The organism is Nocardiopsis eucommiae (genome assembly GCF_965344335.1).
Classification (GTDB): Bacteria; Actinomycetota; Actinomycetes; order Streptosporangiales; family Streptosporangiaceae; genus Nocardiopsis; species Nocardiopsis eucommiae.
The window spans coordinates 124,930-137,610 of sequence record NZ_CBDRIY010000003.1; the positions used below are offsets into that span (position 1 = coordinate 124,930).

General features: G+C 72.4%; 12 protein-coding genes. 7 read left to right on the plus strand and 5 right to left on the minus strand.

All coding sequences use genetic code 11. The features are described from left to right. Window positions 1-38: 38 nt before the first annotated feature. The 5 genes from ACRWK8_RS03135 to ACRWK8_RS03155 all read left to right on the plus strand — a co-directional run bounded on the left by ACRWK8_RS03135 (window position 39) and on the right by ACRWK8_RS03155 (window position 5,370). On the plus strand, window positions 39-2,597 hold the full coding sequence (locus ACRWK8_RS03135; protein WP_431868189.1) for a sensor histidine kinase: 2,559 nt from the start codon (window positions 39-41) through the stop codon (window positions 2,595-2,597). 2 nt (window positions 2,598-2,599) lie between these two features. Continuing rightward, a complete protein-coding gene (locus ACRWK8_RS03140) occupies window positions 2,600-3,061 on the plus strand; it encodes a roadblock/LC7 domain-containing protein (RefSeq protein WP_378740719.1) in 462 nt (153 codons plus the stop codon). Window positions 3,062-3,069: 8 nt separating this feature from the next. Beyond that, window positions 3,070-3,510: a DUF742 domain-containing protein gene (locus tag ACRWK8_RS03145; protein ID WP_431868192.1), complete on the plus strand. Its 441-nt coding sequence runs from the start codon at window positions 3,070-3,072 to the stop codon at window positions 3,508-3,510. Next, on the plus strand, window positions 3,491-4,075 hold the full coding sequence (locus ACRWK8_RS03150; protein WP_431868194.1) for a GTP-binding protein: 585 nt from the start codon (window positions 3,491-3,493) through the stop codon (window positions 4,073-4,075). Before ACRWK8_RS03145 ends, ACRWK8_RS03150 begins: the two co-directional genes overlap by 20 nt. Window positions 4,076-4,308: 233 nt before the next feature. Continuing rightward, window positions 4,309-5,370, plus strand: a complete 1,062-nt coding sequence (locus ACRWK8_RS03155) for an oxygenase MpaB family protein (RefSeq protein WP_378740727.1) — start codon at window positions 4,309-4,311, stop codon at window positions 5,368-5,370. A gap of 42 nt (window positions 5,371-5,412) precedes the next feature. Here the strand turns inward: ACRWK8_RS03155 and ACRWK8_RS03160 are convergent, their stop codons facing one another. Continuing rightward, window positions 5,413-6,069, minus strand: coding sequence for a TetR/AcrR family transcriptional regulator (locus ACRWK8_RS03160; RefSeq protein WP_378740729.1), 657 nt, complete (start codon window positions 6,067-6,069; stop codon window positions 5,413-5,415). 82 nt (window positions 6,070-6,151) lie between these two features. On the opposite strand from ACRWK8_RS03160, the gene ACRWK8_RS03165 reads away from it, so the two are divergent. Next, window positions 6,152-7,642, plus strand: a complete 1,491-nt coding sequence (locus ACRWK8_RS03165; protein ID WP_378740732.1) for a DHA2 family efflux MFS transporter permease subunit — start codon at window positions 6,152-6,154, stop codon at window positions 7,640-7,642. On the opposite strand, the gene ACRWK8_RS03170 is transcribed toward ACRWK8_RS03165, so the two are convergent. Further along, window positions 7,639-8,817 carry a DUF418 domain-containing protein gene (locus tag ACRWK8_RS03170; RefSeq protein WP_431868197.1) on the minus strand — a complete coding sequence of 393 codons (1,179 nt, stop codon included), beginning with the start codon at window positions 8,815-8,817 and terminating at the stop codon, window positions 7,639-7,641. The genes ACRWK8_RS03165 and ACRWK8_RS03170 overlap by 4 nt on opposite strands. Before the next feature lie 97 nt (window positions 8,818-8,914). On the opposite strand from ACRWK8_RS03170, the gene ACRWK8_RS03175 reads away from it, so the two are divergent. Then, complete coding sequence (locus ACRWK8_RS03175; RefSeq protein WP_431868199.1) at window positions 8,915-9,517, plus strand: TetR/AcrR family transcriptional regulator; 603 nt, start codon at window positions 8,915-8,917, stop codon at window positions 9,515-9,517. A 27-nt stretch (window positions 9,518-9,544) separates the two neighbouring features. Here ACRWK8_RS03175 and dprE2 read toward each other — a convergent pair whose 3' ends face one another. From dprE2 to ACRWK8_RS03190, 3 genes are read right to left on the minus strand one after another with little or no spacing between them, the layout of a single operon-like run. Beyond that, the gene (gene dprE2, locus ACRWK8_RS03180) at window positions 9,545-10,297 is read right to left on the minus strand and encodes a decaprenylphospho-beta-D-erythro-pentofuranosid-2-ulose 2-reductase (RefSeq protein WP_378740738.1); all 753 of its coding nucleotides are present in this window, start codon (window positions 10,295-10,297) and stop codon (window positions 9,545-9,547) included. Between the two features lie 45 nt (window positions 10,298-10,342). Then, complete coding sequence (gene dprE1 / locus ACRWK8_RS03185; RefSeq protein ID WP_431868201.1) at window positions 10,343-11,701, minus strand: FAD-binding oxidoreductase; 1,359 nt, start codon at window positions 11,699-11,701, stop codon at window positions 10,343-10,345. Further along, the gene (locus ACRWK8_RS03190) at window positions 11,698-12,606 is read right to left on the minus strand and encodes a decaprenyl-phosphate phosphoribosyltransferase (protein WP_431868203.1); all 909 of its coding nucleotides are present in this window, start codon (window positions 12,604-12,606) and stop codon (window positions 11,698-11,700) included. The genes dprE1 and ACRWK8_RS03190 overlap by 4 nt, the downstream gene beginning before the upstream one ends. Window positions 12,607-12,681: the final 75 nt, after the last annotated feature.

Sequence of the window (12,681 nt, forward strand, 5' to 3'; positions counted from 1 at the left end):
TGCCTGAGAAGACTTTGACGCGGATCGACAGGAGAACCGTGCAGGCAGTACCGAAGAAACGTGGGCGGACCATCGCCGCCCGTATTCGCGCCATGGTCATGATCCCCACCACCGCGCTGTTCGCACTGTGGTTGATCCTCACCATCGTCCTCGGCGGCGACGCCGTCTACCAGCTGATCCGGTCGAAGGCCACCGACGACCTCGTCACCCCCGCCGCCGTCGGCCTCGTCTCCGCCATGTCCGAGCGCTCCGCCACCATCGCCTACATCGAGGACCCCGACGACGCCGAGCTGGCACAGCGGCTGGAGCAGAGCCGCCAGGCCACCGACGAGTCCCTGGGCGTCGTCCTGGACGACCTCATGGGCTTCGCGGACCTCGCCCCCGGCGAGGGCGGCATGCACATCGAGATGCTGTACGACATGTTCCAGGAGATCGGCGGCGTCCGTACGTCGGTCGACGAGGGTGACGCCACCCGCGCCGACGTCCTGGACTTCTACAACGAGCTCATCCTGCACGGAGCCGACAGCTTCGACAGCCAGGGCCGTGAGGGCAACGAGGGGAACGCGGTCAGCCCCGGTTTCACCGCCATCTACCTCTTCCGCACCGTGGACATGGGCGCCCGGGCCGACGCCCAGCTCGCCCGCGCCTTCGCCACCGGTGAGCTCACCGTCGAGGACCAGCGCGAGTTCACCAGGATGATGGGTGCCTTCGAGGCGCTCCTGGACGCCAACGCCCCCTATCTCGAGGGCGACGGCCTCCTGGAGCGGTACGAGGCGGTCCGGGAGAGCCCCGAGTACGCCACCCTCACCGAGCTCTCCGACCGGATCACGGACCGGCAGGTGGAGAGCACCACGGTCACCGACCCCGTCACCCTGCTCCCGGAGACGGTCGACGACCTCTCCATGCCGGTCTCCCAGGCCGAGTGGGACGCGGCGTACGAGCACGTCCTCACCGAGCTCACCGACCTGGGCGCGCAGGAGTCGCTGTACGCCGCCGAGGTGACCCGCGACGACGCGCACGGCGCCGTGATCCTCGCCGTCAGCGGCAGCCTCGGCGTCGCGGCCGTCCTCCTCATCGCCTTCACCCTGGCCCGCCGGTCCTCCCAGAACCTCACCTCGCGTCTGCTCACCCTGCGCGAGGAGTCCCAGGACCTGGCCGAGCACAAGCTGCCCGAGATCATGGACCGCCTGCACCGGGGCGAGCGGGTGGACGCCGCGACCTCCCTGCCCGAGCTGCGGACCGAGGAGGACGAGATCGGTGACGTGGCCAAGGCGTTCAACTCCGCCCAGCGGGCCGCCGTCGAGGAGGCCGTCCAGCAGACGGAGCTGCGCCACGGCGTCAACCGCGTCTTCCTCAACATCGCCCACCGCAGCCAGACGCTGGTGCACCGCCAGCTCCGTCTCCTGGACAAGATGGAGCGCGAGCAGGAGGACCCGGACCAGCTCGCCCAGCTGTTCAAGCTGGACCACCTGGCCACCCGTTCCCGCCGCAACGCCGAGAACCTGCTGATCCTCGGCGGCGAGGCCCCGGGCCGTACCTGGCACCGGCCGATGCCGCTGATCGACGTCCTGCGCGGTGCCATCTCCGAGTCCGGCGACTACACGCGGGTCAAGCGTGAGCGCATCGCCCGGGTGAACCTCAACGGCCCCGCCGTCGCGGACGTCATCCACCTGGTCGCGGAGCTGGTGGACAACGCGGCCATGTTCTCGCCTCCGCACACCCAGGTGCGTCTCAGCAGTGACGACGTTCCCAACGGTGTGACGATCGAGATCGAGGACCGAGGTCTGGGCATGACGGAGGCCGAGTTCACCTCGACCAACGCCCTGCTGGCCGACCCGCCCGAGTTCGACGTCATGCGACTCAACCAGAAGATGCGCCTCGGCCTCTTCGTGGTCTCGCACCTGGCGCACCGCCACGGGATCAAGGTGCACCTGCGCCCGTCGCCCTACGGTGGCGTCCAGGCGATCGTGCTGCTCCCACAGGACCTGATCTCCGGTGACCGCACGCCGCTTCCCGCTGCGGAGGAGCCCGGCGACATCTGGGAGGTGCGCGAGATCGTCGACCGCACGCCGGAGGTCGCCCTGGAGGCGAGCCGGTCCGCGCGGCCCGGCAAGCCCGTGCTGACCTCGGTCTCCACGTCCCCGGACACGCGGGAGCCGGAGGCGTCCTCCGACGTCCCCGAGTCCTCGGAGAGCGACCTGCTCAGCGCACCGGTCACGGAGGACGAGTCCCGTCCCGTCCTGCCCAGCCGCCAGACCCGAATCAGCGCGGTTCCGGACGCCGCCAAGGCGTCCCCCGCGAAGGAGCCCACCGCTCCCGAGACCCCCGAGCCCACAGAGGAGCCCGAGACCGTCGAGGCCGGCGGCGGCCGTCCCGCGCTGCCCAAGCGGCGCCCCCAGGAGAACCTGGCGCCGCAGCTGGCGACGGACGCCGCCGAGTCCGGAACCTTCGGCCGGTCCGCCTCCGCCGAGTCCCCCCGGGAAGGCACCGAACGGCTGGCGCGCCTGCGTCGCAACATGTCCGCGTTCCAGCAGGGAACCGACCGTGGACGACGCGAGAGCAAGCAGAACACCAACGACACCGACAAGGACGCGTAACCGTGACGAGTACCGAAAGCGCTGAGCGCGGCAGCGGAAGCGCCGCGGGCAAGAAGGACATCGACTGGCTCCTGGACGAGTTGCTCGACCGCGCCGTGGGTTCGCGCCACGCGATCGTCCTCTCCGCTGACGGCCTGCTGATCGGCCGCTCGCAGGAACTGGTCAAGGAGGACGCCGAGCACCTGTCCGCGGTCGCCTCCGCGTTCCAGAGCCTGGCTCGCGGCACCGGACGCCACTTCGGCGGCGGCGAGGTCCTCCAGACCGTCGTGGAGATGGAGAGCGCCTACCTCTTCGTCACCGGCGCGGGTCGCGGCGCCTGCCTGGCCGTCCTGGCCGAGGAGAGCGCGGACGTCGGTCTCATCGCCTACGAGATGAACGTCCTGGTCGAGCAGGTGGGCCGCTACCTCGACTCCGCTCCCCGTCACGAGGGCGCGGCCGAGGCGTCCGGGGAAGCCACGCGATAGGGGTTCGTATGCAAGCACACGACGAGTTCGATCCTGGTGAGTCCCCGCACGGTCTGCCGCAACGCGACGCCGTCGGAGGGTTCGACGCGGACGCTCCCGAGGGCGAGGAGGCGGGGCCGCTGGTCCGGCCGTACGTGATCGCGCAGGGACGCGACCACGCCGACGCCGTCCAGCTGGACATGATCAGTGTGGTGATCGCGGCCAAGAGGGCCGAGGTCGACGAGATGGCCCTCGAACCGGAGCAGCTCCGCATCCTGGAGCTGTGCCGCCGTCCCCTGTCGGTGGCCGAGGTGTCGGCGCACCTGGACATCCCCGTGGCCGTCGTCAAGGTCCTGCTCAGTGACCTGCTCAACCGCGGGCTTGCCCTGGCCCGCGCCCCCTACACAGCTAAGAGCCCGGTGAGCCGGGACGTACTCCAGGCGGTTCTCGATGGCATCCAGAGACTCTGACCCGGGCCCCGAGGCCCCCGTCCCCTCGGCACTCAAGATCCTGGTCGCCGGGGGCTTCGGCGCCGGGAAGACCACCCTGGTCGGCGCGGTCAGTGAGATCGCTCCCCTGAGCACCGAGGAGGTGATGACCGAGGCCAGTTACGGCATCGACGACCTCTCCGGTGTGGAGTCCAAGACCACCACCACGGTGGCGCTGGACTTCGGCCGCATCACCATCAGCCCCTCTCTGGTGCTGTACCTGTTCGGCACACCGGGCCAGGAACGCTTCTGGTTCATGTGGGAGGAGCTGTCCGAGGGCGCCCTGGGCGCGGTCGTGATCGCGGACACCCGCCGTCTGGAGACCTGTTTCGCCGCGGTGGACTTCTTCGAGCAGCGCGGGGTCCCGTTCGTGGTCGCCGTGAACTGCTTCGACGGGGCGCACCAGTACGAGGCGGACGAGGTGCGTGAGGCACTGAGCCTGAACCCGGACATCCCGGTGACGCTCTGCGACGCGCGTGAGCGCGAGTCCGCGAAGCAGGTGCTGCTGACACTCATGAACCGGGTGTCGGAGCAGGTCGCGGCCTGATCGGTCCCGGTCACGGCCGCCACGGCCGGTCCGACGAGGGGCGGCTGGAGGTGGTGCGACACACCTCCCCCAGCCGCCCCTCTCCGCGTGTCGCGCGGCGCGGTGAATCCCCCTTCCCTTGTACACGTGTAGGTTCCAGGTAAAGTGCGGGGCGGCGCGGCGCCCTCGACGGCGGGCGTTCGGAGGAGACCGGGACACACGTCCCGGGCGGTCCAGGACGAAGGTGGAGTTCCATGCAGCGTTTCCATTGGCGAGACGAGATCCGCGGCCTGGACGCGGAGGCCGACTGCGAGCGGATCGTCCGGATCCTGGGGACCCTGGAGTTCCCCTGGGACCTGGAACAGGCCCTGGGGCTGGCCCTGTACCGGACCTACGCGGTCCCGTCCATCGGTGAGCTGCTCGGAGGCACCCGCGAGTTCACCGAGCGCACCCAGCACCGCTACGACGACACGGCGCTCATCCTCAACGACATCATGGAGCACGGCTTCGGCCCCGGTCGCGGGCGGGACGCGCTGCGCCGGATGAACCAGATGCACCGGTCGTACGACATCACCAACGACGACTACCGGTACGTGCTGAGCACCTTCGTGGTCATGCCGGTGCGCTGGCTGAACGACTACGGGTACGGCTGGCGCCGCCTGAGCGACCACGAGATCGCGGCGAGCACGAACTACTACCGCAAGCTCGGCAAGCACATGGGAATCAAGGACATCCCCGAGACCTACGCCGAGTTCCGCGAGCTGATGGACTCCTACGAGGAGGAGCACTTCGCCTTCACCGAGGGCGGCCGCGCGGTCTCGGACGCCACGCTCGGTCTGATGGTGGACTTCTACCCGGCCTGGCAGCGTCCGCTGGTGCGCCCCTTCACCAAGGCCCTGCTGGACCCGCCGCTGATCAAGGCCTTCGACTACCCGGAGCCCTCGGCGTTCTGGCGCAGGGGCGGCGACCTCGCCCTGCGGCTGCGCGCGAGGGTCGTGCGGCGGATGAAGCCGCGCCAGGAGCCCCGCTGGGCCCGGATGAGCCCCAACATCCGCAGCTACCCCGACGGCTACGAGCCGGACCGCATCGGTACCTTCCCGAAGGGCTGCCCGGTCCCCCACGACATGCTGACCCGGGACGTGGCCGCGACCGGCGCGAAGGTCCCCGCCCCAGGCCAGTCCGTCGCGCCGGCTCCGCGCACGGCCGAGGACTCCGGTTCCGTCACGCCCGAGGACTCCGCTTCCGTCACGGCCGAGGCCACGTCCTCCGCGACACCCGAGCCCACGAGCGCGGTGTCCGAGGCCTCCGAGCGCTGATCCCCGCCGGGCCGGTGGGGTGCGGGGTCTCGGCTCCCATCCCTACCGGCCCCGGCCGGGACCGTGGATGCGCAGGAAGGCGTCCACCCCGGAGCGGACCGTCGCGATCCGTTCCCCGTCCGTCAGCGGCAACGCGCCGAAGAACGACCGGCTGTTGGCGGGGCCGCGCACCAGGGCCAGGTAGTGCCCGGCGGCGGCCTCCTCTCCTCCCTCGGTGATCTCCAGCAGACCCCGGTCGGCCAGGCCGCGCAGGTGCGCGGCCAGGGCCCCCACCACCCGCTCCGAGCCGCTGTCGGACCAGGCGCGCGCCGCCTCGGGAAAGTGGGTGGCCTCCCCGATCAGCAGTCGCACCAGAGCCGTGTGGTCGGCCCTGCGCCCCAGCGGTGACAGCCACTCGTCCTCGAACCCCACCAGCGCCGTCCGTGCGTCGGTGGCCGACGCCAGGTGGCGTGCGGTGGCCTCGGCGTGGTCGGCGGCCAGGGTGGCGCTGCTCTGGGTGACGATCGTGAGGAACAGCCGCTGCTTGTCCTCGAAGTGGTTGTAGATGGTGCGCTTGGACACGCCCGCGTCGGCGGCGATGGCGTCGACGCTGGCCCGCGCGTAGCCCTCCCTGAGGAAGACGCGCAGCGCGGCCTCCGTGATGGCCTCGCGTTTGACCGCCGACCGGCGCTCCCGCCCGTCCCCGCACGTGTCGGTCATCTCTCGCCCTCTGCCCTCGTGTCCGCGCCTGCCGGGGAGAACCCTGTTTCCCCGCGAAACTGCACCGTGTAGTTTACCTACCATGGCGAAGCACGACCCTCGTTCCTCCTCTGCTGTGTCCGCCGGCCCCGCACGGTCCCCCTCGCACCCCGAGCTCCCCTCCGACGGCGCCCCGGTGTCGCATCGGCTCGACCGGCCACTGGTGAAGCTGGCCGCCGTCCTGTTGGTCGGTTCGATGGCCGCCCTGTTGGACACCACGATCGTCAACGTGGCGGTGGACCATCTCTCCCGCGCGCTGGACGCCCCGGTCTCCACCGCGCAGTGGGTGGCCAGCGCCTACCTGTTCTCCACCGCCGCCGTGATCCCGGTGACCGGCTGGGCGATCGACCGCTACGGCCAACGGGCCACGTGGATCACCGCTCTCGTGCTCTTCGGGGTCGGGTCGCTGCTGTGCTCCGTCGCCTGGTCCATCGAGAGTCTGATCGTCTTCCGGGTGTTCACCGGTCTGGGCAGCGGCATGGTCCTGCCGCTCGTCATGACGATCCTCGTGCAGGCCGCCGGGCCCCAGCGCCTCGGCCGCGCGATCGGGCTGATCAGCGTGCCCATCCAGCTGGCGCCCGCGCTCGGCCCGGTGCTGGGCGGGATCGTGCTGGACACGCTGGGGTGGCGGTGGATCTTCGTGATCTCCGTTCCGTTCATCCTGCTCGCGATCGCCCTCGCCGTGCGCGGGGTGCCCAGGGGGAACCCCCGCGCCACCGAACGGCTGGACGTGGTGGGGCTGCTCCTGCTCTCCCCCGGCATCGCGACCCTGCTGTACGGGCTGTCCGTGCTGGGGAGCTCGGCGCTGGCCCCGTTGTTCGTCGGCGCGGGGCTGGTGCTCATCGTCGGTTTCGTGGTGCACGCCCTGCGTGAGCGTCCGGGCGGCCCGCCGCCCGTGATCGACCTCCGCCTGTTCCGGAACCTGCTGTTCCGGCTGGGCGCGCTGCTCATGTTCGTGTTCGGGATCTGCGTGTGGGCGGGCATGTTCCTGCTGCCGCTCTTCTTCCAGCAGGTGCAGGGCACCTCCGCGATGACCGCCGGTCTGCTCATGGCGCCGATGGCCGCCGGGGTGGCCCTGGTGAACCTGTTCATGGGACCGGTCACGGACAGCGTCGGGCCGCGCTACCTGGTGGTGGGCGGGCTGTTCGTGGGTGCGGCCGCCACCGCGCCGTTCGTCCTCGCCGGGCCGGACACCTCCCCCGCCCTGTTGGCCGCCGCGATGTTCGTCCGGGGGCTGGGTCTGGGGGCGGCGATGGTGCCGATGCTGGCCACCGCGTATCGGGGCCTGCCCTCGGACCGGGTGCCCCGGGCGAGCAGCGCCCTGAACGTCACCCAGCGGCTGGGCGCCGCCGTCGGCACCGCCGCCCTGGCGCTGTTGCTGGCGTCCCTGCTCGCCGACACCGTGCGGCCCGAGACCGCCTTCCAGGCCACCTTCGGGTGGATGACCGGCCTGACCGCCGCCGCGATGGTGCCCGCGATGTTCCTTCCCAGCACCCGCCCCGACCTCAGCGGCGGACCCCGCTCCGGCGCCTAGGAGCCGTGTTCCTGGCCGACCTTCGGTGCAGCCCCCGGAGCGGGACCGTAGGTCATCCGTCGCACCAGGGTCTCGAACGGCCCCCGTCGTCCGGCTCGGCGCATCCGGTCGGACAGGACGACGGTGGCCAGCCAGACCCCGGTGGCCAGCAGGGCGGTCGACGTCACGGTGAGGGTGCCGGACAGGTCGAGGAGGAACGGGGTGAACACCACGGCCCACACCGGTGACTGTGCGAGGTAGCAGGTCATGGAGCGCTGGCCCGCCGAGGCCAGGGCGGTCACCACCGGGCCCGGGTCCGGTCGGCGCTCGATCCGCAGCGCCACCAGCGCGATGAGCGCCGCGTAGCCGAACCCGCCCGCGACCCCGCTCGCCCCGTGGAGGGCTCCCAGAACCGCCTGGTCCGACTCCGGGGGCACCGGGACCACGCCCGCGACGGCCAGCGCCAGCGGCTGCGCGCCCAGGACGGCGACCACCGGGCCCACCACGGCCGTGGCGACGAGGAGCCACCGGTGCCGCCCCTCCCGCTCCAGCATCCGGCGCCGCCCGGCCCACAGGCCGACCAGGAAGGGTGCCGCGAAGCCGATCGGCCCGATCAGCGACACCAGTGCCACCGCCGCCGCGCGATCGGTGAGCATGGCGACCGGGTCGGGCGGCAGGAGCACTGGGTCCGGCCCTTCGGCGCCGAACACACCGGCGTCCGGCAGTGACGTGAGCAGGAGGAACAGGGCGGCCACGGCCAGGAGCCAGCGGTCGCGCCAGAACACTGCGACGGAGCCGACCAGCAGCAGGACGCCGTACATCGCGAGGATGTCCCCCGCGTAGAACAGGAAACCGTCCACCACACCGACGACGACCAGGACGGCCGCCCGCCGCCACAGCAGCCTGCGGGCGGCGGGCCGGTCGCCGGTCGTGGCGCGGCCGACCAGGAGGGCGACGCCGTACCCGAAGAGCAGGCCGAACATCGGGAAGGCGCGCCCGTCCACGAAGGTCGCGATCGCCCAGGAGACCGCGCGGTCCACGGAGCCGCCGTCGAGCGGGAACCCGCCGAGGTGGGCGTCCCCGCGCAGGAAGTAGTGGGAGTTGGCCAGCGCGATGCACAGCAGCATCACGCCCCGGGCCAGGTCCGGTCCGAGCGCCCGCCCCCGGGCCGCCACCGGCCCTCGTGAACTGTCCATGCGGTCAGCGTACGGCATTAATAGAGTAGGCACTACAACAATAAGGCGCTTAACTGTGCCAGGGACCAGACGCCCCCGACGAACGGAGAAGTCGCTCATGCGGACGGTCAATCCCGAGAAGCACGCGGCGCGCCGGGCCGCGATCCTCGGTGCGGCGGCCGAGGTGTTCGCCGAACGGGGGTACGACGGCGCCACCACGGCGGCGGTCTGCACACGGGCCGGCGTGGGTTCGGGCACCCTGTTCCACTACTTCCCGGACAAGCGCACCATGTTCCTGGCGATCGTCACGGACGACCTCGACACGGTCACGACGGGTCTGGAACGGATCGACCGCACCGACCCCGCGCGGGCGCTGGACGGGGTCCTCGACCTCCTCACGGCGGACCTGGGCGACCCGATCGCCCCCGGCCTGGCCGCGGCCATGATCCAGCTGGCCCAGCGCGACGCGGAGTTCGGCGCCACGGTCGTGGCCAAGGACGAGAGCACCCGGGCCACCCTCGCGGAGATCGTCGCGGCGGGACGGGAGTCGGGTGTCTTCGAGTCCGCCGTCGACCCCCGACGCGCGGCGCGCTGGATCGTCGCGCTGACCGACGCCGGGTACCTGATCAGTGACGACGAGGAGTTCGACCCGGCCGAGGACGGCGCGGAGCTGCGCCGGATCGTCGCGGCCTACCTGGGACGCCGGGCCGGAACCGACTGACCGCCCCGGTCCGCGCTCCGCCGCCCGCTAACGGCTGAGGCGGCGCCAGAGGGGGCGGGGCACCAGCCGCAGGCCAGTGAACAGCGGCCGGAGCACGCGCGGAGCCCACACCGTGGCGGCGCTTCCGCGCAGGCCCCGCGACACCGACTCCGCCACCTGGGCCGGTGTGGCAGGGAAGGGCGCCGGGTCCACGTGCCGCGACATCCGGGTGGCCACGTAGCCCGGCCGCACCACCAGGACCCGGGCACCGGAACCGTGCAGGGCGTCGGCCAGCCCCTGGGCGAAACCGTCGAGCCCCGCCTTGGCGGAGCCGTACACGAAGTTGGCCCGACGCACCCGGACCCCGGCCACCGACGAGAGCACCACGAGGGTCCCGTGGCCCTGCTCGCGCAGCCGGGCGGCGACGGCCAGGCCCACGCTGACGTGCCCGGTGTAGTTCACCGCGCCCGCACGGGCGGCGGAGAGCGGGTCCGCCTCGTACGCCGACTGGTCGCCCAGCACCCCGAAGGCGTCCACCACCACGTCCAGGTCCCCCACCAGCTCCACGGCGGCGGCCACCGTGCCGACGTGGGTGTCGGGGGCCTCGGCGTCGAACTCCAGGGAGTGCGCGGTGGCGCCCAGCGAACCGAACACCTCCGGTGGCTCGGCCACCCCGCCACGGGCGGCCAGCACCACCTCGCTGGCCCCTTCGCGGACCAGCCGTTCCACGACGGCGAGGCCGATCTCGCTGCGGCCGCCGAGCAGCAGGACGGTACGTACGCTTCCCAGCGAGTCACGCATGGGCGGGTCCTTCCGGGGACGGTTGGCGCTTCGGGCGCTGAGTGGTCAGACGAGTCGCAGGCGGCGGGCCAGGTCCGAGACGAGCACGCCGTCCGGATCCACGCGGGCGCGGGTGGCCCGCCACGCGGGGAGGTCGGGATACATGGCGTGCACGGTGTCCGGCCGGGCCCGGCTGTCCTTGGCCAGGTACACGCGCCCGCCCGCCGCGAGGACGCGCTCGTCGAACCCGTCCAGCAGGCGCGCGAGTCCGGGGAGTTCGGCGGGCAGGTCCAGGGCCAGGGTCCAGCCGGGACGGGGGAACGAGAGCGGCCCGGGGGTGGGTGCGCCCATCCGTTTGAGGACGGCCAGGAACGACGGCGCGCCCGCACGGGACAGGCCCTCCGCCACGGCGCGCAGGGTGTCCTCCTCCCCGAAGGGCACGACGAACTGGTACTGCACGAACCCGCGCGGCCCGTACATCCGGTTCCAGCCCTCCACCGCGTCCAGGGGGTGGAAGAACCCGCCGAGCGGTTGGGCCCGGCCCCGCTCCCGCAGAGGCGCGGCGCGGTGGTAGGCGGCGTTGAAGGCGCCCACCGTCCACCGGTTGAGGAGCCTCGGCGGCGCCCAGGGCGGTGCCGCCAGCGGGGTCCCGGTCCGGTGCCGGAGGGGGTCGCGGCGCTGCGGCGCGGGCAGGTCGGCGCGGAGGGCGTGGTGGGCGCGGGTCAGCACGCCGCGCCCGAGGGAACCGTCCCGGGCCAGGAGGTCCACCCAGCACACCGTGTACCGGTAGGCGTGGTCGGAGCGCGCCATGAGGTCCAGGGTGGAGTCGAGGTCCGGGGTGCGGTCGGTGTCCACCCGGGCGTAGGCGGTCTCCACCGGGTGCACGCCGAGGGTCGCCTCGGTGATCACCCCGGTCAGGCCCATCCCCCCGACGGTGGCCCAGAACAGGTCCGGGTCCGGGCCGTCGGGACCGAGGCGGTGCGCCTCCCCTGTGGGGGTGAGCAGGGTCAGGGAGCGCACGTGCGCACCCAGGGAGGAGTCCGCGTGGTGGTTCTTGCCGTGCACGTCGGCCGCGATCGCCCCGCCGAGGGTGACGTGCCGGGTCCCGGGTGTGACGGGGACGAAGTACCCGCGGCCCAGCAGGTGCGCGATGATCCGCCCCATGCTGGTCCCGGCGGGCGCGGTGAGCTCCCGCCGCTCCGTGTCCAGGTGCGGCGGTCCGGTGAGTTCGGAGCAGTCCAGCACGGTCCCGCCCGCGGCCTGTGCGGCGTCCCCGTAGGACCGGCCCAGCCCCCGGGCGAGGGCGCCGCGCGGCCCGGCCCCGGCGAGCATCCGGGCGGCCTGTGCGGCGGTGCGGGGGCGCACCACGTGCGCGGCGGTGGGGGCGGTGCGGCCCCAGCCGGTGAGGAGGGTCGGGCGGCTCACAGGTAGATCCCCAGTCCGACCAGGAGGGCGAGGGTGACGAGGGCGAGCTGGAGCGGACGGTCCCGCAGTGCGATCTCCTCGGGTTCCTCGCCCGCGCCCCGGTCCACGAGAAGGTTGTAGCGCAGCACGAACATGATGAACGGAACGATACTGACCGCGTGGAACACGGACTGTGGTCCGCCGCCCTGTTCCAGGGCCCAGAGGCAGTAGGTGACGATCATGGCACCGGAGGCCATGACGCGCATGTGGGACAGGTAGGCGGGCGTGTAGCCGAGCAGCGCCGTGCGCGTGGGGTGCGCGGTGCTCCCCTCCTCGGTACCGGGGATCGGCGTGTCCCCCTCGCGGGCCGTGACGCGCAGCTCCGCCTCGCGCTTGCCGACCACCACCAGCAGCGCGGCGAGCGCCACCACGATGACGAACCACGAGGTCAACGGCACTCCGACCACGATCCCGCCCGCCATGGCGCGCAGCATGTGGCAGGAGGCGACCGCGACCAGGTCGCAGACGACGACGTCCTTGAGCCAGAGGGTGTAGGCCAGGGTGAGCAGGACGTATCCGACGAGTACCAGGGTGAGGTGCGCGTTCCCCAGGGCCAGTGAGGCCAGCGGCGCCACGGTCACGAACAGCGCGCCGACGGTCAACGCGAGCGGGGCCGGGAGGTCTCCGGAGGCGACCGGCCGGTACCGCTTGCGGGGGTGCTCGCGGTCGCGCGCCGCGTCCCGGACGTCGTTGAGCAGGTAGGTGCCGCTGGCGGCCAGGCAGAAGAGGGCGAAGGCGACCCCGCAGAGCAGCAGGGTACGCGGGTCACCGAGCGCTCCGGCGGTGGCCGGCGCGGCGAACACCAGCAGGTTCTTCAGCCACTGGCGGGGGCGGCAGGCCCGGACGAGGGCGGCGGTGCGGTGCATGCGCGCCCCCTCCTGGTGATCGCGAAGAGTGTGGCGGCCGGACCGCCCGCGGGGGGAGGGGCGGTCCGGCCGGTG

Excerpts from the sequence above, each read along its gene's own strand:
- ACRWK8_RS03165 (WP_378740732.1), top strand. The coding sequence starts at position 6,152 with ATGGCGAAGCACGACCCTCGTTCCTCCTCTGCTGTGTCCGCCGGCCCC.
- ACRWK8_RS03170 (WP_431868197.1), bottom strand. The coding sequence starts at position 8,817 with ATGGACAGTTCACGAGGGCCGGTGGCGGCCCGGGGGCGGGCGCTCGGA.
- ACRWK8_RS03145 (WP_431868192.1), top strand. The coding sequence starts at position 3,070 with ATGCAAGCACACGACGAGTTCGATCCTGGTGAGTCCCCGCACGGTCTG.
- dprE2 (WP_378740738.1), bottom strand. The coding sequence starts at position 10,297 with ATGCGTGACTCGCTGGGAAGCGTACGTACCGTCCTGCTGCTCGGCGGC.
- ACRWK8_RS03150 (WP_431868194.1), top strand. The coding sequence starts at position 3,491 with ATGGCATCCAGAGACTCTGACCCGGGCCCCGAGGCCCCCGTCCCCTCG.
- ACRWK8_RS03160 (WP_378740729.1), bottom strand. The coding sequence starts at position 6,069 with ATGACCGACACGTGCGGGGACGGGCGGGAGCGCCGGTCGGCGGTCAAA.
- ACRWK8_RS03190 (WP_431868203.1), bottom strand. The coding sequence starts at position 12,606 with ATGCACCGCACCGCCGCCCTCGTCCGGGCCTGCCGCCCCCGCCAGTGG.
- ACRWK8_RS03155 (WP_378740727.1), top strand. The coding sequence starts at position 4,309 with ATGCAGCGTTTCCATTGGCGAGACGAGATCCGCGGCCTGGACGCGGAG.
- ACRWK8_RS03175 (WP_431868199.1), top strand. The coding sequence starts at position 8,915 with ATGCGGACGGTCAATCCCGAGAAGCACGCGGCGCGCCGGGCCGCGATC.